At 67.7% G+C, this 21,132-nt stretch carries 19 protein-coding genes; 11 read left to right on the top strand and 8 right to left on the bottom strand.

Annotated elements, in window-relative coordinates; genetic code table 11:
- Positions 1–28 precede the first annotated feature (28 nt).
- The 3 genes from purL to IQ782_RS01185 all read right to left on the bottom strand — a co-directional run bounded on the left by purL (position 29) and on the right by IQ782_RS01185 (position 4,289).
- Entirely contained in the window at positions 29–2,188 is a 2,160-nt protein-coding gene (gene purL, locus IQ782_RS01175) for a phosphoribosylformylglycinamidine synthase subunit PurL (protein ID WP_194132776.1), read from the bottom strand.
- Between the two features lie 64 nt (positions 2,189–2,252).
- Entirely contained in the window at positions 2,253–3,113 is an 861-nt protein-coding gene (locus tag IQ782_RS01180; RefSeq protein ID WP_194132777.1) for a class I SAM-dependent methyltransferase, read from the bottom strand.
- A 270-nt stretch (positions 3,114–3,383) separates the two neighbouring features.
- Positions 3,384–4,289: a LysR family transcriptional regulator gene (locus IQ782_RS01185; protein ID WP_194132778.1), complete on the bottom strand. Its 906-nt coding sequence runs from the start codon at positions 4,287–4,289 to the stop codon at positions 3,384–3,386.
- Positions 4,290–4,454: 165 nt separating this feature from the next.
- Here IQ782_RS01185 and IQ782_RS01190 point away from each other — a divergent pair, with 165 nt between their 5' ends.
- The 4 genes from IQ782_RS01190 (at position 4,455) to map (ending at position 10,514) form a co-directional block, all read left to right on the top strand.
- Entirely contained in the window at positions 4,455–7,874 is a 3,420-nt protein-coding gene (locus IQ782_RS01190) for an indolepyruvate ferredoxin oxidoreductase family protein (RefSeq protein WP_194132779.1), read from the top strand.
- A gap of 262 nt (positions 7,875–8,136) precedes the next feature.
- On the top strand, positions 8,137–8,949 hold the full coding sequence (gene murI, locus IQ782_RS01195) for a glutamate racemase (protein WP_194132780.1): 813 nt from the start codon (positions 8,137–8,139) through the stop codon (positions 8,947–8,949).
- 194 nt (positions 8,950–9,143) lie between these two features.
- A complete protein-coding gene (ccmE, locus tag IQ782_RS01200) occupies positions 9,144–9,599 on the top strand; it encodes a cytochrome c maturation protein CcmE (protein WP_194132781.1) in 456 nt (151 codons plus the stop codon).
- A 165-nt stretch (positions 9,600–9,764) separates the two neighbouring features.
- Complete coding sequence (gene map, locus IQ782_RS01205) at positions 9,765–10,514, top strand: type I methionyl aminopeptidase (protein ID WP_194132782.1); 750 nt, start codon at positions 9,765–9,767, stop codon at positions 10,512–10,514.
- Positions 10,515–10,541: 27 nt separating this feature from the next.
- Here map and IQ782_RS29610 read toward each other — a convergent pair whose 3' ends face one another.
- The 4 genes from IQ782_RS29610 to xth form a co-directional block, all read right to left on the bottom strand.
- Positions 10,542–11,042: a GNAT family N-acetyltransferase gene (locus IQ782_RS29610; protein ID WP_194132783.1), complete on the bottom strand. Its 501-nt coding sequence runs from the start codon at positions 11,040–11,042 to the stop codon at positions 10,542–10,544.
- A 21-nt stretch (positions 11,043–11,063) separates the two neighbouring features.
- Complete coding sequence (gene grxD, locus IQ782_RS01215) at positions 11,064–11,429, bottom strand: Grx4 family monothiol glutaredoxin (RefSeq protein WP_194132784.1); 366 nt, start codon at positions 11,427–11,429, stop codon at positions 11,064–11,066.
- A 78-nt stretch (positions 11,430–11,507) separates the two neighbouring features.
- Positions 11,508–11,750 carry a BolA/IbaG family iron-sulfur metabolism protein gene (locus IQ782_RS01220; RefSeq protein WP_164195384.1) on the bottom strand — a complete coding sequence of 81 codons (243 nt, stop codon included), beginning with the start codon at positions 11,748–11,750 and terminating at the stop codon, positions 11,508–11,510.
- Positions 11,751–11,883: 133 nt separating this feature from the next.
- Entirely contained in the window at positions 11,884–12,693 is an 810-nt protein-coding gene (gene xth / locus IQ782_RS01225) for an exodeoxyribonuclease III (protein ID WP_194132785.1), read from the bottom strand.
- Positions 12,694–13,021: 328 nt separating this feature from the next.
- On the opposite strand from xth, the gene IQ782_RS01230 reads away from it, so the two are divergent.
- The 7 genes from IQ782_RS01230 (at position 13,022) to IQ782_RS01260 (ending at position 19,161) form a co-directional block, all read left to right on the top strand.
- Positions 13,022–13,369 carry a DUF6749 family protein gene (locus tag IQ782_RS01230; RefSeq protein ID WP_194132786.1) on the top strand — a complete coding sequence of 116 codons (348 nt, stop codon included), beginning with the start codon at positions 13,022–13,024 and terminating at the stop codon, positions 13,367–13,369.
- Positions 13,370–13,458: 89 nt separating this feature from the next.
- Positions 13,459–14,532, top strand: coding sequence for a DUF6902 family protein (locus IQ782_RS01235; protein ID WP_194132787.1), 1,074 nt, complete (start codon positions 13,459–13,461; stop codon positions 14,530–14,532).
- On the top strand, positions 14,529–15,416 hold the full coding sequence (locus IQ782_RS01240; RefSeq protein WP_194132788.1) for a DMT family transporter: 888 nt from the start codon (positions 14,529–14,531) through the stop codon (positions 15,414–15,416). Before IQ782_RS01235 ends, IQ782_RS01240 begins: the two co-directional genes overlap by 4 nt.
- A 117-nt stretch (positions 15,417–15,533) precedes the next feature.
- Entirely contained in the window at positions 15,534–18,209 is a 2,676-nt protein-coding gene (gene alaS, locus IQ782_RS01245; protein ID WP_194132789.1) for an alanine--tRNA ligase, read from the top strand.
- A 22-nt stretch (positions 18,210–18,231) separates the two neighbouring features.
- Complete coding sequence (locus IQ782_RS01250; RefSeq protein ID WP_194132790.1) at positions 18,232–18,516, top strand: DUF1330 domain-containing protein; 285 nt, start codon at positions 18,232–18,234, stop codon at positions 18,514–18,516.
- Positions 18,516–18,803, top strand: coding sequence for a DUF1330 domain-containing protein (locus tag IQ782_RS01255; protein ID WP_194132791.1), 288 nt, complete (start codon positions 18,516–18,518; stop codon positions 18,801–18,803). The genes IQ782_RS01250 and IQ782_RS01255 overlap by 1 nt, the downstream gene beginning before the upstream one ends.
- Positions 18,804–18,810: 7 nt before the next feature.
- Positions 18,811–19,161, top strand: coding sequence for a DMT family protein (locus tag IQ782_RS01260; RefSeq protein WP_194132792.1), 351 nt, complete (start codon positions 18,811–18,813; stop codon positions 19,159–19,161).
- Positions 19,162–19,306: 145 nt separating this feature from the next.
- Here IQ782_RS01260 and typA read toward each other — a convergent pair whose 3' ends face one another.
- Entirely contained in the window at positions 19,307–21,124 is a 1,818-nt protein-coding gene (gene typA / locus IQ782_RS01265) for a translational GTPase TypA (RefSeq protein WP_194132793.1), read from the bottom strand.
- Between the last annotated feature and the right edge of the window lie 8 nt (positions 21,125–21,132).

Raw genomic sequence — 21,132 nt, forward strand, 5'->3', positions numbered from 1 at the left:
GGGTGGCGCCGAAGCGCACCCGGTCGCATCACCCGAAGTAGGAGCCGAAGCTGCCGCGGTAAGCGGTTGCAAGCTCTGCGAGAGGCGCTTCGCTGCTGCCGAAACGGACCGTCTCGCCGCTGAACTTGCCAACGGTGGCGATCTGCACACCGGCGGCGGAGGCCGCGGTCATCAGCGCCTCGGCGGCGTCGAAGTTGCAGGCGATCAGGTAGCGGCCCTGATCCTCGCCGAAAAGGGTCGGGGTGTCGGCCGCGTCGATGTGCACGCCAACGCCCGAGGCCTCCGCCATCTCGAAGGCGGCCATGGCAAGGCCACCATCCGACAGGTCGCAGCAGCTGCGGATCAGCTCGCGGTTGGCGAGGATGAACTCGCCATTGCGGCGCTCGGCCTCGAGATCGACCGCCGGGGCGTCGCCTTCCTCGCGGTTGAACACCTCTGCAAGCAGGGCGGACTGGCCGAGATGGCCCTTGGTCTCGCCGACGAGCAGCGCGACATGGCCTTCGCGGGCATAGCCGAGGATCGGCTCTTCGCCGGCGGCGATCAGGCCCACGGCGCCGATGGTCGGGGTTGGCAGGATCGGCTCGCCGTCGGTCTCGTTGTAGAGCGAGACGTTGCCCGAGACGATCGGCGTGTCGAGCGCGATGCAGGCCGCGCCGATGCCGTCGATGGCGCCGACGAACTGGCCCATGATCTCGGGCTTCTCGGGGTTGCCGAAGTTCATGTTGTCGGTGGTCGCCAGCGGGCGGGCGCCGACGGAGACGAGGTTGCGATAGGCTTCCGCCACCGCCTGCTTGCCGCCCTCGACCGGGTTGGCGCGCACGTAGCGCGGCGTCACGTCCGAGGTGAAGGCGAGCTTCTTGTCGGTGCCGTGCACGCGGATCACGCCGGCACCGAAGCCGGGGATGCGCACGGTGTCGGCCATGACCTGGCTGTCGTATTGCTCGTAGACCCATTCGCGCGAGCAGTAGTTCGGAGAGGAGATCAGCGCCTTCAGCCCGTCGATCGGATCGACGCCCGGCACATCGGCCAGCGGCTCGGCGGCGGGGGTGGCGACCCAGGGGCGGTCGTACTCGGGCGCGGTGCCCGACAGCGCCTTGAGCGGCAGGTCGGCTTTGACTTCACCGTTCAGCACGATGAGGAAGCGGTCCTCGGCGATGGTCTCGCCGACGATGGCGAAGTCGAGGTCCCACTTGTCGAAGACGGCCTTCGCCTCGGCTTCCTTCGCCGGGTCGAGCACCATGAGCATGCGCTCCTGGCTCTCCGAAAGCATCATCTCGTAGGCGGTCATGTTCTTTTCGCGCACCGGCACCTTCTCGAGGTCGAGGCGTACGCCGAGGTTGCCCTTGTCGCCCATTTCCACGGCCGAGCAGGTCAGACCCGCGGCACCCATGTCCTGGATCGAGATCACCGCGCCGGTCTGCATCAGCTCGAGGCAGGCTTCCATCAGGCGCTTTTCGGTGAAGGGATCGCCGACCTGAACGGTGGGGCGCTTCTCTTCGATGGTCTCGTCGAATTCCGCCGAGGCCATGGTCGCGCCGCCGACGCCGTCACGGCCGGTCTTGGCGCCGAGGTACACGACCGGGCGGCCAACGCCCGAGGCGGCGGAGTAGAAGATGCTGTCGGTGTCCGCGAGGCCGGCCGCGAAGGCGTTGACCAGGCAGTTGCCGTTGTAGGCGGGGTGGAAGCGGACTTCGCCGCCGACCGTCGGCACGCCGAAGCAGTTGCCGTAGCCGCCGACACCCTCGACAACGCCATGCACCAGCTGACGGGTCTTGGGGTGGTCCTTCTCGCCGAAGGAGAGCGCGTTCATCGCCGCGATGGGGCGGGCGCCCATGGTGAAGACGTCGCGCAGGATGCCGCCCACGCCCGTCGCCGCGCCCTGGTAGGGCTCGATGTAGGACGGGTGGTTGTGGCTTTCCATCTTGAAGATGACCGCCTGGCCGTCACCGATGTCCACAACGCCGGCGTTTTCGCCCGGGCCGCAGATGACCTGCGGACCCTTGGTCGGCAGCTTGCGCAGGTGGATCTTCGAGCTCTTGTAGGAGCAGTGCTCGTTCCACATGGCCGAGAAGATCCCCAGCTCGGTGAACGTCGGCTCGCGGCCGATGATCTGCAGGATCCGCTCGTATTCATCGGGTTTGATCCCGTGGGCGGCGATGAGCTCTTCGGTGATGGACGGTTCCTGCATCCTGACTCCCCTTAGCGTGGTTGAGGCGCTCTTTAAGGCAAGGGCGGCAAAGGGGGAAGAGGGGTCAAGGCCTTCGGGCTGTCACAAGGTTCATTCTTGCGGGCACTTCGGCCCCTTCGGCCGTCTCATAGGGGGCAAAGGCCGCATGAATGTCATCCTGAATGGCCTGCGCCTGCGTTTCGGTGGCGCCCTTGTCGCGCATGTGCCGCACCGCGGGGCCGATGCGCGTGGCGAGGACGGCGGCCTTCATGCCCTTGGGCAGCCGCAGCACGGCGTCCACCGTCTCTATTGATATATCGGAAAACCCCGCGCGGGAGAGAGTGCCGCGCACCCGCTCCGGATCGCGAAAGGCCATGGGGCCGGGCGCATCGGGATTGCCAGGGGCGGGCGGGCCGAGGTGATCCACCGCGGCCTTCATCGGCAGGTCGAACCACGGGTTCTCCTCGATTCCGCGCCAGCAGATGAACGCCAGGCGCCCGCCGGGCTTCAGGAACTGCAGGATATTGGCGAAGGCCGCATCGGGATCGTCAAAGAACATCACGCCCATGCGGGACAGGCACAGGTCCACGGGGGACAGGGGCCGCCAGACCTGCGCGTCGGTGTGAATGAAGTCGGGGCGGATGCCGTCAAGCGCCTCGGCCCTCGCTCGGGCCACCTCGAGCAGCGAGGTGGAGACATCAAGCCCCGTGACCCGTCCATCGGGTAGGACCGCCGCGGCAAGCGCAAGCGTGGTCGCGCCGGCGCCGCAGCCGATGTCGATGGCGGTTTCGCCCAGCCGGGGCGCAGCCGCCGCCAGCACAAGCTCGGAAAGGTTGGCGTGCAGCGTGTCGAGCTCGTCACGCATCGCCACCCAGTTGAGACCGGGGCCCTCGGTCCAGAAGGCCTGCTGGTCCAGGTTACCCGGAGAAATCTCGTCTGCCGCCATGCGAGGCTCCCTGTCAGCGTCGCTGTCACGGCGGGCAGGGTAGCGCAACAGGGGGGCGGACCCAAATGCGCAGGGGTTCCGGCAAAAAAAAGGCCGAGCACAAAGCTCGGCCGAAGTCCAACAGGGAGGTTGAAGATGATGCGCACGAGGGCGCTTCAAGCTTCGTGTGCTGAATATGTGATCAGTCTTGAGTCGATCAAGGGTCGAAACGGTCACAGTCGGACATTGCTGCCATGCATTGTTTGCATGGCGCCCAAATTTTGGGCGAAATCAATCGGCGCCCATCGCCTTCAGCTGCCGCCGATGCGCGAAGATCTCGTCCTGCACGAAGTCGCGGAAGGCTGTTACCCGCTTGGAATGACGCAATTCTTCGGGATAGGCGAGGAACACGGGCACCTCGTTGGACTCGACGTCGGGCAGCACCCGCACGACATGCGGGAAGTCCTCGATGATGTAGTCCGGAAGCACGCCGATGCCGAGATTCGCGATCACTGCCTGCAGCACGCCGAAGTAGTTGTTCACCGTGAGGCCCGTGCGGATGTCGTAGGAGAGCAGCTTCTGCACCAGCGCCTTGCCCGAAAGCACCTGCGCGGAGTTCGGATTCTGGCAGATCAGCCGGTGCGACGAGAGATCCTCGAGCGACTCGGGCAGGCCGTTCGCCTCGAGATAGGCGGGCGAGGCGTACATGCGCATGCGGATCGACATCAGCCGCTTGCGGATGAGGTCCGCCTGGCTCGGCTCCTTCATGCGGATCGCCACGTCGGCCTCGCGCATCGGCAGGTCGAGCACCCGTTCCTCGAGCATGAGGTCGATCTTCAGGTCGGGGTACTTCTCGTAGAGCTTGGTCAGGCGCGGCGCGAGCCAGAGCACGCCGAAGCCGTGGGTCGTGGTGACCTTCAGCTCGCCGAACACCTCTTCCTCGCTGTCGCGGATGCGCGCGGTGGCGCTGTCGATGCGTTTCACCATGGCGGCGGTGGCATCGAAGAGCAGCTCACCCTGCTCGGTGAGAATCAGTCCCCGCGCGTGGCGGTGGAACAGCGTCGTATCGAGCGCCTCTTCCAGCGCCCGGATTTGCCGAGACACGGCGGATTGCGACAGATGCAGCGCATCTCCCGCGTGTGTCAGGCTGCCCGCATCTGCGACAGCGTGAAAGATCCTGAGCTTATCCCAATCCATGGCGGCATCTTATTCAACTTTGGCGCCCTGTATACGACAGGAACGATTAACGGAAACACATCTTACCTGTGTGGCGGAAAATCACGAAAATTTCCCTATCCAGGTCAGAATGTGTGACCTATCATGGGGCAGAGCTGCAAGCACGATGAGCGAAGGGAGGCGCGCATGAGCAAGCAAGCAATTTCCCTGCAGGACAGGTTCGATCTAAACAAGAATTCCGTCCTTTTGAATGGCACACAGGCGCTGGTCCGCCTGATGTTGATGCAAAAAGAGCGCGATCGCGCCGCCGGGCTGAACACGGCGGGCTATGTGACGGGCTACCGAGGCTCGCCGCTGGGCGCTGTCGACATCCAGATGAAGCGCGCCGGCAAGCTGCTGGCCGAGAATGACATCCGTTTCCAGGAGGGGCTGAACGAGGATCTGGCGGCCACCGCGCTCTGGGGCAGCCAGCAGGCCGAGCTGCGCGGCGAGGGCAGGTACGACGGGGTCTTCGGCCTCTGGTACGGCAAGGGCCCCGGCGTCGACCGCTCGGGCGACGTGATGCGCCACGCCAACATGGCGGGCACCTCGCGGCACGGCGGCGTGCTCATGGCGATGGGTGACGATCACACCGGCGAAAGCTCGACGGTGCTGCACCAGTCCGAATGGGCGCTGGTCGATGCCTACATGCCCGTGGTCTCGCCCGCGGGCGTGCAGGAGGTGCTGGACTTCGGCATCTACGGCTTCGCGCTCTCGCGCTTCTCCGGCCTCTGGGTCGGGCTGAAGACGATGAAGGACACGGTCGAGGCCACCGCCGTGGTCGACGGCCGCCCGGACCGCATGTCGCTGGTCACACCGGAGTTCCTGATGCCCGAGGGCGGGCTCAACATCCGCCTCGGCGACACGCCGCACGCGCAGGAAGCGCGGATGATCGATTACAAGCGCTTCGCCGCCGAGGCCTTCTCGCGCGCGAACGGCATGGACAAGCGCGTCTGGGGCAAGCCCGGCGCCAAGATCGGCCTCGTCGCGGCGGGGAAGAACTGGCTCGACCTGCAACACGCCCTGTCGCTCCTAAACATCGACGAGGCTGAGGCCGAGCGGCTGGGGATCACCACCTACAAGGTGGGCCAGACCTTCCCGCTCGACATGAAGGGCTTCCACGACTGGGCCGAGGGGCTCGAGCTCATCGTCATCGTCGAGGAGAAGCGCAAGCTGATCGAGGTGCAGGTCAAGGAGGCGATCTTCGACGACCGCCGCGGCCGCCGGGTCTACGGCTGGTACAAGGGCGGGGCGGGCGGCATGCACCGCGAGGAGCTCTTCCCCACCCGCGGCGCGCTCGATCCTGTGTGGATCGCCCAGAAGCTCGGCGAGATCTTCGTCGAGGAGAGCCGCGGCACCGAGGGCATCAAGGCCGGGCTCACCGCGCTCGACGAGGCGCGCAAGGCCGACAACGCCCCCGATCTCGCGGCGCGGCTGCCCTACTTCTGCTCGGGCTGCCCGCACAATACGTCCACCAAGGTGCCCGAGGGCTCGCGCGCCTACGCCGGGATCGGCTGCCATTACATGGTGCAATGGATGGACCGCAGCACCACCGGCTTCACCCATATGGGCGGCGAAGGGGTGAACTGGGTCGGCGAGGCGCCCTTCTCCAAGCGCAGCCACGTCTTCCAGAACCTCGGCGACGGCACCTACAACCACTCCGGCTCGCTGGCGATCCGCGCCGCGCTCGCCGCGGGCACCAACATCACCTACAAGGTTCTCTACAACGACGCGGTCGCCATGACCGGCGGCCAGCCGAACGAGGGCGGGCTCACCGCCGACCGCATCGCGCGCGAGCTGAAGGCCATGGGCGTCGAGCATCTCGCCGTGGTCTACGACGAGAAGGAAGAGGTGAACTTCGATCTTTTCCCCGGCGGCATCGAGAAGTTCGAGCGCGCCGAGATGGACGCGGTGCAGAAGCGCTTCGAGAAGATCGGCGGCGTTTCGGTGATCCTCTACATCCAGACCTGCGCGGCCGAGAAGCGCCGCCGCCGCAAGAAGGGCACCTTCCCGGACCCCGACAAGCGGGTGTTCATCAACACCGATGTCTGCGAGGGCTGCGGCGATTGCGGCGTGCAGTCGAACTGCGTCTCGATCGTCCCCGCCGAGACCGAGCTTGGCCGCAAGCGCGCCATCGACCAGTCGAGCTGCAACAAGGACTATTCCTGCCTCAAGGGCTTCTGCCCCTCCTTCGTGACCCTTGAAGGCGCGAAGATGCGCAAGGGCGAGACCACCGATCTCGACCTGCCGCACCTGCCGCAGCCGCAGCTGCCGCAGATCGACAAGACCCACAACGTGGTGATCACCGGCGTCGGCGGCACCGGCGTGGTGACCGTGGGTGCCGTGCTGGCGCAGGCGGCGCAGATCGCCGGCATGGGCGCGGGCATGATGGAGATGGCCGGCCTCGCGCAGAAGGGCGGCGCGGTGCACATCCACCTGCGGCTGGCCAAGCGCCCCGAGGACATCTCGGCGGTGCGCGTGGCCACCGGCGAGGCCGATGCGCTGATCGGCGGCGACCTCGTGGTCAGCGCCGGGGCCAAGACACTGGGGCTGACGCGGCGCGGGCGCACCGGCGCGGTGGTCAACGGGCACGAGATCATCACCGGCGAGTTCACCCGCCAACCTGAGTTCCAGCTGCCCTTCGACCAGCTGCGCGTGGCGCTCGAGGCGCGGATGCAGGACCGGCTGGCGATCTTCGATGCAACCGAGCTGGCGCGCGTCACCATGGGCGACTCGATCTTCTCGAACATGATGATCCTCGGCGCGGCATGGCAGCAGGGTCTCCTTCCGCTGCCCCACGACGCCATCGAGGAGGCGATCCGCCTCAACGGTGCGGCGGTCGAACGCAACCTGCGCGCCTTCGAGATCGGCCGCTGGGCGGTGCTGCATTCCGCCGAGGCGGCGGCGCTGATCACCCCGAAGGTGACCCCGAAGCCGAAGTCGCTCGACGAGAAGATCGCCTTCCGCGCGGAGCATCTCGAGGTCTACCAGAACCGGCGGCTGGCGAAGAAATACCGCACCCTGCTCGACGGCATAGCCAACAAGCGCCTGCGCGAGGCGGTGGCCAGGGGCTATCACAAGCTGCTCGCCTACAAGGACGAATACGAGGTGGCGCGGATGCATCTCGAGACGCGCCGGAAGGCCGAGGAAACCTTCGAGCCCGGCTTCGAGATGAGCTTCCACCTCGCGCCGCCGATGCTGGCGAAAGTGGGTTCGGACGGTCGCCCGCAGAAGAAGACCTACGGCGAGTCCATGCTCAGGGTCTTCGGCCTGCTGGCGAAGCTGAAATGGCTGCGCGGCACCGCCCTCGACCCCTTCGGCCGCACGGCGGAGCGGAAGATGGAACGCGCGCTCATTGCGCAATACGAGCGCGACATGGCGGAGGTGCTGCCCAAGGTGACGCCCGGGACCCTCGAGGCCACCATCGCGCTCGCCGAGCTGCCGCTGCGGATCCGCGGCTACGGCCCGGTGAAGGAACAGGCCGAGCGCGCCGCCGCCAAGCGCCGCGAGGAGCTGCTCGCGACCATCCGCGCCGGCGGCACGCCCTTCGCCGAAGCGGCCGAATGACGGCCCCTGCAAGGGGGGGGGCGGACGGGCGCCCTCCCTGCCATTCTTCTAGGCGGAAATATCCCGGGGGTGCGGGGGCAGCGCCCCCGCGAGCCCGGCTGGTCCGGTGGCGCGCCGGCGCGAACGATGTCGTGACAGGCCCGCAGGGCGCGATGGATCTCGCTGCCAAAGCGCCGTAAGAGCGATGCCCAAGGCTTCCCCGGCGCGAGTCGGCGCGGAGCGGCACAGCAGGGCGGAACTCGTCCGGCAAGGAGGGCAGAGAATGGCGGTTGGTGTGTTCGATTCCGGGCTTGGTGGGCTCACGGTTCTCGACGCGGTCGCGAAGCGGCTGCCCGAGGTGCCGCTGGTCTATTACGGTGACAACCGGCACGCGCCCTACGGCGTGCGCGACGCGGATGACATCCACAAGCTGACCGTCGACGCGGTGCACCGCCTCTGGGACGCCGGCTGCGACCTGGTGATCCTCGCCTGCAACACCGCCTCGGCGGCGGCGCTGCGCCGGATGCAGGAAGGCGGGTTGCCGAAGGGCAAGCGCGTGCTCGGCGTCTTCGTGCCGCTGATCGAGGCGCTGACCGAGCGCCAATGGGGCGACAACTCGCCGCCGCGCGAGGTCGCGGTGCAGCATGTCGCGCTCTTTGCCACCCCCGCCACGGTGCGCAGCCGCGCCTTCCAGCGCGAGCTCGCGTTCCGCGCCATTGGCGTCGACGTCGAGGCCCAGGCCTGCGGCGGGCTGGTCGATGCGATCGAGGACGGCGACATGATCCTTGCCGAGGCGCTGGTGCGCAGCCACGTCGAGGCGCTCAAGCGCAAGATGCCCGAACCCCAGGCGGCGATCCTCGGGTGCACCCATTACCCGCTGATGCTCGAGGTCTTCCAGGAGGCCCTGGGCGAGGGGGTCGCGGTCTATTCGCAGGCCAACCTCGTGGCGGATTCGCTTGCCGACTACCTCCAGCGCCATCCCGACATGTACGGCAGCGGCACCGAGAGCCGTTTCCTGACCACCGGCGATCCGCGCAAGGTTTCGGTGCATGCGACGCAGTTCCTGAAGCGACCGCTGAGGTTCGAGAGCGTCTGAGAGACGGCCCAAGAGGGGCGCTGCCCCCACATGCGGGACAGAGCGGGGGCGCTGCCCCCGCGCCCCCGGGATATTTCGGCCCAGAAGAAAGACCGGGCGGGCGCGACGCGGTGACGCAATTTGATTTGGAGCCGTTCTCTCGGCGCCCTAGGGTGCCATATAGAAAGAACGGCATCCTTGCCGAGGAGAAGAAGATGGGTCTCAAATCGCTGAAGAAGCAGCGGCGCATCCAGATCGTGGCGCTGGCCGCGGTGGCGCTGGTCGTCTCGGCCGCGCTGATCGGCTACGCGATGCGCGACGGCATCAATTTCTTCCGCTCACCGAGCCAGGTGGTCGAGGCGCCGCCCTCGCCGAACGAGACCTTCCGCATCGGCGGGCTGGTGGAGGCGGGCTCGCTGGTGCGCGGCCAGGGGCATGAGATCAGCTTCTCGGTGACCGATGGCGGCGCCTCGGTGCCGGTGGTCTTCGAAGGCGTGCTGCCGGACCTTTTCGACGAGAACCAGGGCATGGTCGGCACCGGGCGCTACGTCGATGGCGTGTTCCGCGCCACAGAGATCCTCGCCAAGCACGACGAGACCTACATGCCGAAAGAGGTCATCGACGCGCTGAAGGAGCAGGGCGTCTACGAGGATCCCAACGCCGGGAGCTGACCGGCAGCGCCCGACTGCCAGCGGCGGCCCCGTTCCGGGCGCTGAGTGCCCATGCGGCGGAGTCACGCCCATCATGCGCCCTGCGCAGGGCGGCGCGGCGCGCTCGGCAGGGGACATCCGGCCTGTTCCGGGGTACTCTGCCCCTCCGGAAATCGGGAGTGGCAGATGACGATCACCGAGATGGAAGACCTCGACGGGCTGAAGGAGATCGGCCGGGTCGTCGCCAACACCCTGCAGGGCATGGTCCGGGCGATGGAGCCGGGCATGACGACCCGCGAGCTTGACCAGATCGGTCGCGAGATGCTCGAGCGCGAGGGCGCGGAATCGGCGCCGGAATCGACCTACGGCTTTCCGGGAGCCACTTGCATCAGCATCAACGAGGAGATTGCCCACGGCATTCCCGGCAGCCGGGTGATCAAGCGGGGCGACCTGGTGAACATCGACGTCTCGGCCTCGAAACTGGGGTTCTTCGCCGACACCGGGGCCACCTTCCGCGTCGATCCGGTGAAGGCGCCGCTCGACAAGCTTTGCCGCGACGGCAAGAAGGCGATGCAGATCGGCATCTCGCAGGTCGGCGCCGACCGGCCGCTGGCGGGCATCGGCGATGCCATCGGACGCTTCGCCGGCGAGAAGGGCTATACGCTGATCCGCAATCTCGCCAGCCATGGCGTCGGCCATTCGTTGCACGAGTATCCCGAGGAAATTCCCACCTGGCCGGTGCGCGGCGAGCGGCGGCGCATCACCAAGGGTCTGGTGCTGACCGTCGAGCCCTTCCTGTCGATGGGGGGGCTCTGGGCCAGCGAGGGCGAGGATGGCTGGACGCTCTACAGCGAGCCCTGCGCGCCGGTGGTGCAATACGAGCATACGGTGGTGGCAACCGAAAAGGGTGCCATCGTGGTCACCCAGCCGGGTTGATCCGGCCCGCGGTTCAGCGAAGCCGGCTCAGGGACGGCGTTCGAAGAAGCGCAGGTACGGCAGGGCGATCTCGGGGACCGGCTGGTAGGGGCCGCGCTCGGCAAAGCCCAGCTTGGCGTAGAGATGGCAGGCAGCGTCCAGTGTCTTCAAGGTGTCGAGCCGGAGCAGGGGCGCGCCGGCGGCGCGGGCGCGCCGTGCCAGCTCTTCGACCAGCAGCCCGGCGAGCCCGTGGCCGCGTGCCTCGGGGGCCACATAGACCCGCTTGATCTCGCTGCTGCCATCGGGCAGCCGCTGCGACATGGCGCAGCCGACGGGGGCACCTTCGATCCTGGCCAGAAGCACGGCGTCATGCTTGCCGGGCAGGGCGTCCAGCAGCTCGGTGTAGGCGGGATCGGGGTAGAACAGAGCCACCAGCGCCGGGGCGGCGGGGTGATGCGCGCGCAGGTCGTCGCGGTAGGCGAGACAGAGCGCGCGCACGGCGGCGAAATCCTCGGGACTCGCCGCCGTGTGGAGGGTGATCGCTGTCACTCGGTCGGATCCGGGGACGGATCAGGCGTTGGCTTCGCGGATCTTGTCGGCGGCATCCTTGTCATAGGTCACGCCGCTCTGCTCGAACAGCGCGTCGAGCTCGCCCGAGAGGGTCATCTCGGTGACGATGTCGCAGCCGCCGACGAATTCGCCCTTGATGTAGAGCTGCGGGATCGTCGGCCAGTCCGAGTAGTCCTTGATGCCCTGGCGGATGGTGTCATCGGCCAGCACGTTCACGTCGAGGTAATCAACGCCCATGTAGTTGAGCACGCCAGCGACGCGGCTGGAGAAGCCGCATTGCGGCATGGTCTTGGTGCCCTTCATGAAGAGCACCACGTCGTTGGCCTTGACCGTCTCTTCGATCCGGGTGGTTGCGTCGGTGGTCATCTCTGTCTCCTGTCTGCGCGCGCCGGTCGGTCGCGAGGCGCTGGCGCGCGGCCTGGATGGCTGTCTTTGGTAGGTGTCTTAGTCGGGGGCCTTGGTGGTGAGCGCCAGCGCGTGCAGCTCGCCGTGATTGCCGTCCATCTTGCCCTTCAGCGCCGCATAGACCGCGCGCTGCTGCTGGACGCGGTTCTGGCCGCGGAAACTCTCGTCGATGACCTCTGCGGCGTAGTGATTGCCGTCGCCTGCGAGGTCGGTGATGGTGATCTTGGCCTCGGGGAAGGCGGCGCGGATGAGCTGTTCGATCTCCGTCGCTTCTATTGCCATGTGGGCGGACTCCGCTGTCAGACTGTTCTACTCAGATGTAAGACGGGCACCGCGCCGGTGCAAGCGGGGCCCGTGGGCTCGGATCGGGGGCGTGGCGTCTCTGGGGCGTCCCTCGGGCGTCTCGGGCGGCGGCTCAGAGCGCCAGCTCGACCCAGACCGGCACGTGGTCCGACGGCTTGTCGCGGCCGCGGATGTCGCGGTCGATGCCGCAATCCACCATCAGGTCGGCGCAGGACGGCGTCATCAGCACGTGGTCGATGCGGATGCCGTTGTTCCGCTGCCACGCCCCGGCCTGGTAATCCCAGAAGGAATAGTGCCCCGGTCCCTGCACGCGGGCCCGGAACGCCTCGGTGAAGCCGAGGTTGAGAATGCGGCGGAAGGCGTCGCGGCTCTGCTGCAGATAGAGCGCGTCTTTCTCCCAGGCCTGCGGCTTGGCGGCGTCCTCGGCCTGCGGGATGATGTTGTAGTCGCCCGCCATCAGGGCAGGGGTCTCGTCGGCCAGAAGCTGCTGCGCGCGGGCATGCAGCCGGTCCATCCAATCCAGCTTGTAGCCGTATTTGCCATCGCGGATCGGCTGACCCTCGGCGTCGAACTCCACCGGGTTGCCGTTCGGCAGGTAGAGCCCGCAGAGGCGCACCGCCGCCGTCTCGCCCACGACCGTCGCCTCGATCCAGCGCGCCTGCTCGTCGCTGTCGTCGCCGGGCAGGCCGCGGCTGACGTCCTCGAGCGGGTGCTTGGAGAGGATCGCCACGCCATTGAAGCTCTTCATGCCGTGGGTTTCGACGTTGTAGCCGCGCTCCTCGAAAAGCTCGCGGGGGAAGGCCTCGTCGACCGACTTGATCTCCTGCAGCAGCGCGACATCCGGCTGCGCCTCGTCGAGCCAGTCCGCCAGCGCGCCGACGCGCGCCTTGATGCCGTTGATGTTGAAGGTGGCGATCTTCATCTGGTGCCCTCCGGAAGTTGCGCCAGCTATCGCGCAAAGCCGGCGGGGGGACAAGGCCGGCTGTTCCGATTCGCCGGCGATTCGGCCAGATCGCGGTGCGATTCGAGGTCAATTTCCGAATTTTGGTGACGCTAGGGAAACTATCCCCAGAAAATTATTTTCTGTGGGGAAGCGTGATTGTCGCGAATTGCGACCATATTGTAACTCATTGTTTCTGTGAAGAACTCCGGTATTAATCTACCTTAACAAGAAACCATATTGCCTGAAGCAATCATCGCAAGAAACCCTGAAGCACGTTTCCAGTGCCAATCCAACCAGGAGGTCTTCCATGACTGCTCAACTCAAGCACACCGTGACCGAGGAAGCTCAAGCCGCGACCGATTGCGATCTCTTCGGCGGCGAGGGCTGCGCGATGTTCACCTCGGGGGCCGCGCCGGCCGGGGCGCAGGCGCTGCTCGGCGAGGCTGTCGAGATGTTCACCTCCGGGGCTGCCCCGGCGGGCACCGCGATCGCCTCGGGCGAGGGCGCCGCGCTGTTCACTTCGGGGGCAGGCCCGGTGAGCGCGTCGCGGATCACCTCGGGCGAGGCGGTCGGGCTTTTCACCTCCGGGGCCGGGCCGCTGCGCTCGGAACTCGCCGCGGGGGAAGCCACCGCGCTCTTCACCTCGGGGGCCTGACGCCGCCTCGGGGCGGGTACCGACAGGGTGCCCGCCTGCCGGCTTTACCCTTCGCCCATCCGGGCCCCGCGCAGGAAAGGTCCGTCCGCATGTCCACTGTCGTCGCTCTCCGTCCGATGCCGCGGCTCGCCGCGCCCGACGTGCGCATCGCCGCGCTGGTTACCTGTTTCGCACGCCACCGCCGCAGCGAGGAGGACGTGTTCTGGCTGAAGGAGAATGCCGAGCTCCTGAACATCCTCGAATGCACCCGTGCGTCGGGCGGGGGCGGGATCGGTACGCAGGCGCTGCAGCCGCATGCGGGGTTCTACGCCACGGCCGAGGCACGGCTGGGCTTCTTTCCGCAGTATTACCGCTTCTTGCTGTCAATGGTGCTCGACCTCGAGGACCTCGGGATGGCCGGCGACACCGGGCTGCGCATGGCGCAGAGCATCCGCGACGCGGATCTGCCTGCGGCCGAGCTTTCGGATCTGCAACGCATGGAGGCGCGGCGGCTGCTGGCGCGGCGCGGCCTTGCCGGCCGCAAGGATACCGGCCTTGAGGACCGGCTGCGTGCCTTCTGCGCCCGCCCCGGCACCTTCGCGCTGCCGAACAAGAAAGCGGCCTATGAGCTCAGCCATATCGTCTTCTACCTCAGTGAATACGGGCGGCGCGATCCGCAGCTCGACGAGGCGGCGCGGACCAGCCTGCATTTCGCGGGAAATCTTGCCTATCTTGAACAGAATTCCGACCTGCTGGCTGAAGTCTGCATCGCGCTACGCTACGCGGGGGAGGTCCCGCCCGTGCTCTGGACCGGCTGGCTGAGCCGCGAGACGCATCTGTTCCGCGTCGCGTCGGGTCCGGATGGCCCGGTGCAGGACGGCTACCACGACTTTCTGGTCTGCAACTGGCAGCGCGCGGTGGCGGGGGAAGACCCTTTCCGCAAGCCGCTCGAAGCCGGGCACATGCGGTTCGACCGCGCCGCGAGCGAGGCTGCGCCGCTGCGCGAGCTGTCGCGGGCGCTCTATGCCATGCAGGGCGGTCGCTGCGCCGACTGGGGTGTGATGCGCCGCCGCATGGGCGCGGCGCTGTCGCCGATGGTGCGCGGCCTGCTGGACGAAATGGCGCTGGGCTCTGCGCATTTCGACGCCTTCTTCGAGGGCTTCGTCCGGGCCCGGCAGTCATGAGGACGTCGGGCGCGGCGCTGACCGGCGCGGGGCTCGTCGCGCTCTACACCGCGCTGATCGCCGCGGCGGACGGGATCACCAAGCTGATGTCGGGCGGCTATGCGGCCCCGCAGTTCTTTGCGCTGTCCTCGGCGCTGGTGCTTTGCCTTTCGGCCTGCGCCGCGGCCGGACAGGGCTCGGTGCGCGAGGGACTGAGCCTGCAAAGCCGGGGCACGATGGTGCTGCGCGCGCTGCTGACGGTGGTGGCGGCAATCGCCTTCTACATGGCATTCCGGCATCTGCCCTTTGCCGATGTGTTTGTCTTCATCGGGCTCATGCCGATCATCGCCGCCGCGCTTTCCGGTCCGGTGCTGGGAGAGCCGCTGCGCCCGGCGGCCTGGCTCGCGGTGGCGGCGGGGGCCTGCGGCCTGCTCTTCCTTGTGCCCGAGGGGCGCGCCGGGCTGGATGCCGGGCATCTCTGGGCGCTGCTCGCGGCGTTCGCCGGGACCGGCGCGATGGTCGCGGCCCGTGCCATCGCGCGGCGCGAGCGCAAGCCGCTGGCGCAGGTCTTCTGGCCCAATCTCGCGCTGGCGCTGGTCATGGGCGCGGCGCTGCCCTTCGTCTGGCAGCCGATGCCGCCCTCGGACTGGCTCTGGGTCGCGGGCTACGCGCTTTTGCTTTTCGGCGCGCGGCTCGTCTCGGTCGAGGCGCTGCGGCTGCTTCCGGCCTATGTGGCGACACCGCTGATGAACCTGCAATTCGTCTGGATGGTGGGGATCGGCGCGTTCGGCTTCGGCGAGCTGCCAAGCCTCGGCAGCATGCTGGGGGCGGCGCTGGTCATCGGCTCGGGCCTCTGGCTGGTCGCCGACGAGGCGATGCCGGGGCAGAGGGTGCGGCGGGCATAGCGGCTCTGGCTGCGCAACCGTCCTGCGGTCGCGCTTTTCGCGGGCGGCTTATGGACAGGGACCTTATGGGGATATACACCCGTCCGGAACCCGCAGACGAGGCGCAAGAGAACACCCATGCCCACGCTGAACGACATTCGCTCGACGTTTCTGAACTACTTCGCCAAGCAGGGCCACGAGATCGTGCCCTCGAGCCCGCTTGTCCCCCGCAACGACCCCACGCTGATGTTCACCAACTCCGGCATGGTGCAGTTCAAGAACTGCTTCACCGGGGTCGAGAGCCGTGACTACAAGCGCGCCACCACCGCACAGAAATGCGTGCGCGCCGGCGGCAAGCACAACGACCTCGACAACGTGGGCTACACCGCGCGGCACCACACCTTCTTCGAGATGCTCGGCAACTTCTCCTTCGGCGACTACTTCAAGGCCGAAGCGATCCCCTTTGCCTGGGACCTGGTGACCAAGCACTTCGACATCTCGCCCGAGCGCCTCTACACCACCGTCTATCACACCGATGACGAGGCCTACGAGCTGTGGAAGAAGATCGGCGTGCCGGAAAGCCGGATCATCCGCATCGCCACCTCGGACAACTTCTGGCAGATGGGGCCGACCGGCCCCTGCGGCCCCTGCACCGAGATCTTCTTCGACCATGGCGAAAAGTTCTGGGGTGGCCCTCCGGGCTCGCCCGAGGAGGACGGCGACCGCTTCATCGAGATCTGGAACGTCGTCTTCATGCAGAACGAGCAGTTCGAGGACGGCTCGATGCGCGCGCTCGACATGCAGTCGATCGACACCGGCATGGGCATCGAGCGGGTTGCGGCGCTGCTTCAGGGCACCAATGACAACTACGCCACCGACCTGATGCGCGCGCTGATCGAGGCGTCGGCCGACGCCACCAGCAGCGATCCCGACGGTCCCGGCAAGACCCACCACCGGGTGATCGCCGACCACCTGCGCTCGACCTCCTTCCTGATCGCCGACGGCGTGATGCCCTCGAACGACGGCCGCGGCTACGTGCTGCGCCGGATCATGCGCCGCGCCATGCGCCACGCGCACATGCTCGGTGCCAAGGATCCGGTGATGTACCGGCTCGTCCCGGCGCTGGTGCGCCAGATGGGCGCGGCCTATCCCGAGCTGCACCGCGCGCAGGCGCTGATCGAGGAGACGCTGAAGCTGGAGGAAACCCGCTTCAAGCAGACCCTCGACCGCGGCCTCAAGCTGCTCGACGACGAGCTGGTCGGCCTCGGCGAGGGCGCCAAGCTGCCCGGCGAGGCGGCCTTCAAGCTCTATGACACCTACGGCTTCCCGCTGGACCTCACGCAGGACGCCCTGCGCGAGCGCGGCCGCGAGGTCGACACCGAGGGCTTCGACAAGTCCATGGCCGAGCAGAAGGCCAAGGCCCGCGCGGCCTGGTCCGGCTCGGGCGAAGCGGCGGATCTCACCCTCTGGTACGACATCGCCGAAGAGAAGGGCGCGACCGACTTCCTCGGCTATGATGCCGAGACCGCCGAGGCCCAGATCCTCGCGCTGGTTAAGGACGGCGCCCTTGTCGACAAGCTGGCGGAAGGGGAAAGCGGCTGGGCCGTGCTGAACCAGACGCCCTTCTATGGCGAGAGCGGCGGCCAGGTCGGCGACAAGGGCTGGCTGCGCCGGCTCGAGGACGAGGACGACCAGGCCGAGGTCACCGACGCGCAGAAGCTGGCGGGCGGCAAGCTCACCGGCCATATGGTCACCGTGAAGTCGGGCACCTTCGCCAAGGGCGATGCGGTGGCCGTCGAGGTCGACCACAAGCGCCGCGGCAAGATCCGCGCCAACCACTCGGCGACCCACCTGCTGCACGAGGCGCTGCGCCGTGCGCTGGGCGATCACGTCGCGCAGCGCGGCTCGCTCAACGCGCCCGACCGCCTGCGTTTCGACTTCTCGCACACCAAGGCGCTGAGCGCCGCCGAGATCGCGCAGGTCGAGACCGAGGTAAACGCCTTCATCCGCCAGAACTCGGCGGTGAGCACGCGGATCATGACCCCCGACGACGCCCGCGCGCTCGGCGCCCAGGCGCTCTTCGGCGAGAAATACGGCGACGAGGTGCGCGTGGTCTCGATGGGCACGCTCTCGGGCTCGGGCAAGGGCTCGGACGGGCAGACCTATTCGCTCGAACTCTGCGGCGGCACCCATGTCGCCCAGACCGGTGACATCGGCATGTTCGCCCTGACCTCGGAATCCGCCTCCTCGGCCGGCGTTCGCCGCATCGAGGCACTGACCGGCGAGGCCGCCATGGCCGCGCTGCGCGGCCGCGACAAGGCGCTCTCGGGCATCGAGGGGCTGCTCAAGGCTTCGGGCGAAGAGGCGGTCACCCGCGTCGCCGCGCTGCTCGACGAGCGCCGCAAGCTCGAGAACGAGGTCGCCCAGCTGCGCCGCGAGCTCGCCATGTCCGGCGGCGCCGGGCAGGGCGGCGGTGCCGAGGCGCGCGAGGTGAACGGCATGAAGTTCGTTGGCCAGCTGCTCTCGGGCGTGCAGGGCAAGGACCTGCCGCCGCTGATCGACGAGCACAAGTCGCGGCTCGGCTCCGGCGTGGTGCTGTTGATCGCCGACACCGGCGACAAGGTGGCCGTGGCCGCGGGTGTGACCGAGGACCTCAAGGCCACCGTCTCGGCGGTGGATGTGGTCAAGGCGGCGGTGGCGGCGCTCGGCGGCAAGGGCGGCGGCGGCCGTCCCGACCTTGCCCAGGGCGGCGCCAGGGACGCCAGCGAAGCCGAGGCAGCCATCGCGGCGGCCGAGGCGGTGCTGGCAGGCTGATCAAAAGCTTAGGGAGGAGCTTATGACCGCTTACATGATCGCCCGCATCGAGGTCACCGACCCCGAGGACTATGCCGTCTATGCTGGCCAAACCGTTGCGCTCGCCGAGAAATTCGGCGGGCGTTTCCTTGTGAAGGGCGGCCCGCAGGCCTTCGTCGAAGGCACGGGGCCGGGCCGTCACGTGGTGGTGGAATTCCCCAGCCGCATCGCGGCCGAACGCTGGTACAACTCGCCCGAGTACCAGCGCATCCTGCCCATCGCCCTGCGCGCCTCGCTGCGCGACCTCGTCATCGTGGAAGGACTCTGATGCCCGCTCTCTGGATCGCCCATGTCACCGTCACGGACGAGGACGCCTACGGCAAATACGCCAAGCTCGCCGGTCCCGCGATCGCCAAGCACGGCGGGGCCTTCATCGCCCGCGGCGGGCGCTACGTGCAGCTCGAGGGCAGGGACCGCCCGCGCAACGTCGTGGCGAAATTCCCCTCGGTCGAGGCGGCCGAGGCCTGCTACCACTCGCCCGAGTACCAGGAGGCCCTGGGCCACGCCCGCGGCGCGTCCGAACGCGAGCTGCTGATCGTCGAGACCACCGAGTAAACCGGGATTGAGCCTCGCGCATCTGCTGCCGGTGCTGCTGCTGGTGGCCTCCAATCTCTTCATGACCATGGCCTGGTACGGGCATCTGCGCTTTCCCGGCGCGCCGCTCTGGGCCGTGGTCTTCATCAGCTGGGGCATCGCGCTGGTGGAATACTGGCTCGCGGTGCCGGCCAACCGGCTCGGCCACCGCGTCTATTCCGCCGCCGAGCTGAAAACCCTGCAGGAAGTCATCACGCTGGTGGTCTTCGCCGGCTTCTCGGCCTTCTGGCTGAAGGAGCCGCTGACGCTCAACCACGCGGTCGGCTTCGGTTTCATCGCCCTCGGCGCCTTCTTCATCTTCCGCGGCCCCTTCGGCTGAGCCGGGCCCGCCGGGCATGAAAAAAGCGCGGCCCCCGCAAGGGGACCGCGCTCGCAATTTCTTCTCTTTCCAAATACGCCGGGGGTCCGGGGGCAGAGCCCCCGCCTTTTCCCTGCGCGGGGGCAGGGCCCCCGCGTCCTGCGGTTTACTGGCTGCGCGACTGGCGCTTGCGCTCGTGCGGGTCGAGGTAGCGCTTGCGCAGGCGGATCGCGTTCGGCGTCACTTCCACCAGCTCGTCGTCGTTAATGTAGGCGATGGCCTCTTCCAGCGACAGGGTGATCGGCGTGGTCAGGCGGACCGCTTCGTCGGTGCCCGAGGCCCGCACGTTGGTCAGCTTCTTGCCCTTCAGCGGGTTCACTTCCAGGTCGTTGTCGCGGCTGTGCTCGCCGATGATCATGCCCTGGTAGACCGGCGCCTGCGCTCCGAGGAACATCTTGCCGCGGTCCTCGAGGTTCCACAGCGCATAGGCCACGGCCTCGCCGTTCTCCATCGAGATCAGCACGCCGGCGCGGCGGCCCTCGATGGCGCCCTTGTGCGGGGTCCAGCCATGGAAGGTGCGGTTCAGCACGCCGGTGCCGCGGGTGTCGGTGAGGAACTCGCCGTGGTAGCCGATCAGGCCGCGCGAGGGCACATGGGCCACGATGCGGGTCTTGCCGGCACCGGCGGGCTTCATCTCGACCAGCTCGCCCTTGCGCGGGCCGGTGATCTTCTCGATCACCGCGCCGGTGTATTCGTCATCCACGTCGATGGTGACTTCCTCGACCGGCTCCATGCGGGTGCCGCCATCATCTTTCATGATCACCTGCGGGCGCGAGATCGACAGCTCGAAGCCCTCGCGGCGCATGTTCTCGATGAGAACGCCCATCTGCAGTTCGCCGCGGCCCGAGACCTCGAAGGCCTCGCCACCGGGGGTGTCGGCGATCTTGATCGCCACGTTGCCCTCGGCTTCCTTCATCAGGCGCTCGCGGATGACGCGCGACTGCACCTTCTTGCCGTCGCGGCCGGCGAGCGGGCTGTCGTTGATGCCGAAGGTCACGGTGATGGTCGGCGGATCGATCGGCTGGGCGTCGAGCGGCTCGTCGACGGCCAGTGCGCAGATGGTGTCGGCCACGGTCGCCTTGGTCATGCCGGCGAGCGAGACGATGTCGCCCGCGAGGCCCTCGTCGATGTCCGCCTGCGCGAGGCCACGGAAGGCCTGCACGCGGGTGACGCGGAACTGTTCGATCTTCTGGCCGATGCGGCTGATCGCCTGCACGGTCTGGCCGACCTTGACGCGGCCGGACTCGATGCGGCCGGTCAGCAGGCGGCCGACGAAGGGGTCGGAGCCGAGCGTGGTGGCCAGCATGCGGAAGTCTTCGTCCTGGTGCTTGATCTGGCGCGGCGCGGGCACGTGGTCGACGATCAGGCGGAACAGCGCGTCGAGGTTCTTGCGCGGCCCGTCGAGCTCGGCATCGGCCCAGCCGTTGCGGCCCGAGGCGTACATGTGCGGGAAGTCGAGCTGGTCCTCGTCCGCGCCGAGCGAGGCGAAGAGGTCGAAGCACTCGTCGAGCGCGCGGTCGGGCTCGGCATCCGGCTTGTCGACCTTGTTCAGCACCACGATCGGGCGCAGGCCGAGGCGCAGCGCCTTCGAGGTCACGAACTTGGTCTGCGGCATCGGGCCCTCGGCCGCGTCCACCAGCAGCACCACGCCGTCCACCATGCTCAGGATGCGCTCGACCTCGCCGCCGAAGTCGGCGTGGCCGGGGGTGTCGACGATGTTGATGCGGGTGTTTTTCCACTCGACCGAGGTCGGCTTGGCGAAGATGGTGATGCCACGCTCGCGCTCGAGATCGTTGCTGTCCATGGCGCGCTCGGCCACGGCCTGGTTCTCGCGGAACGCGCCGGACTGTTTGAGCAGCTCGTCCACCAGCGTGGTCTTGCCATGGTCAACGTGGGCGATGATCGCGATATTGCGCAGGTCCATAGGAATGC

Origin of the sequence: Salipiger mangrovisoli (genome assembly GCF_015223355.1) — a bacterium.
Lineage (GTDB): Bacteria > Pseudomonadota > Alphaproteobacteria > Rhodobacterales > Rhodobacteraceae > Salipiger > Salipiger mangrovisoli.

Bases quoted from the DNA above. Each gene is read 5' to 3' on its own strand.
- IQ782_RS01250 (WP_194132790.1), top strand. From the start codon at position 18,232: ATGACCGCTTACATGATCGCCCGCATCGAGGTCACCGACCCCGAGGAC.
- IQ782_RS01190 (WP_194132779.1), top strand. From the start codon at position 4,455: ATGAGCAAGCAAGCAATTTCCCTGCAGGACAGGTTCGATCTAAACAAG.
- alaS (WP_194132789.1), top strand. From the start codon at position 15,534: ATGCCCACGCTGAACGACATTCGCTCGACGTTTCTGAACTACTTCGCC.
- IQ782_RS01235 (WP_194132787.1), top strand. From the start codon at position 13,459: ATGTCCACTGTCGTCGCTCTCCGTCCGATGCCGCGGCTCGCCGCGCCC.
- IQ782_RS01220 (WP_164195384.1), bottom strand. From the start codon at position 11,750: ATGGCAATAGAAGCGACGGAGATCGAACAGCTCATCCGCGCCGCCTTC.
- IQ782_RS01240 (WP_194132788.1), top strand. From the start codon at position 14,529: ATGAGGACGTCGGGCGCGGCGCTGACCGGCGCGGGGCTCGTCGCGCTC.
- murI (WP_194132780.1), top strand. From the start codon at position 8,137: ATGGCGGTTGGTGTGTTCGATTCCGGGCTTGGTGGGCTCACGGTTCTC.
- IQ782_RS01230 (WP_194132786.1), top strand. From the start codon at position 13,022: ATGACTGCTCAACTCAAGCACACCGTGACCGAGGAAGCTCAAGCCGCG.
- IQ782_RS01185 (WP_194132778.1), bottom strand. From the start codon at position 4,289: ATGGATTGGGATAAGCTCAGGATCTTTCACGCTGTCGCAGATGCGGGC.
- IQ782_RS01255 (WP_194132791.1), top strand. From the start codon at position 18,516: ATGCCCGCTCTCTGGATCGCCCATGTCACCGTCACGGACGAGGACGCC.
- IQ782_RS01180 (WP_194132777.1), bottom strand. From the start codon at position 3,113: ATGGCGGCAGACGAGATTTCTCCGGGTAACCTGGACCAGCAGGCCTTC.
- purL (WP_194132776.1), bottom strand. From the start codon at position 2,188: ATGCAGGAACCGTCCATCACCGAAGAGCTCATCGCCGCCCACGGGATC.
- typA (WP_194132793.1), bottom strand. From the start codon at position 21,124: ATGGACCTGCGCAATATCGCGATCATCGCCCACGTTGACCATGGCAAG.
- map (WP_194132782.1), top strand. From the start codon at position 9,765: ATGACGATCACCGAGATGGAAGACCTCGACGGGCTGAAGGAGATCGGC.
- xth (WP_194132785.1), bottom strand. From the start codon at position 12,693: ATGAAGATCGCCACCTTCAACATCAACGGCATCAAGGCGCGCGTCGGC.
- ccmE (WP_194132781.1), top strand. From the start codon at position 9,144: ATGGGTCTCAAATCGCTGAAGAAGCAGCGGCGCATCCAGATCGTGGCG.
- grxD (WP_194132784.1), bottom strand. From the start codon at position 11,429: ATGACCACCGACGCAACCACCCGGATCGAAGAGACGGTCAAGGCCAAC.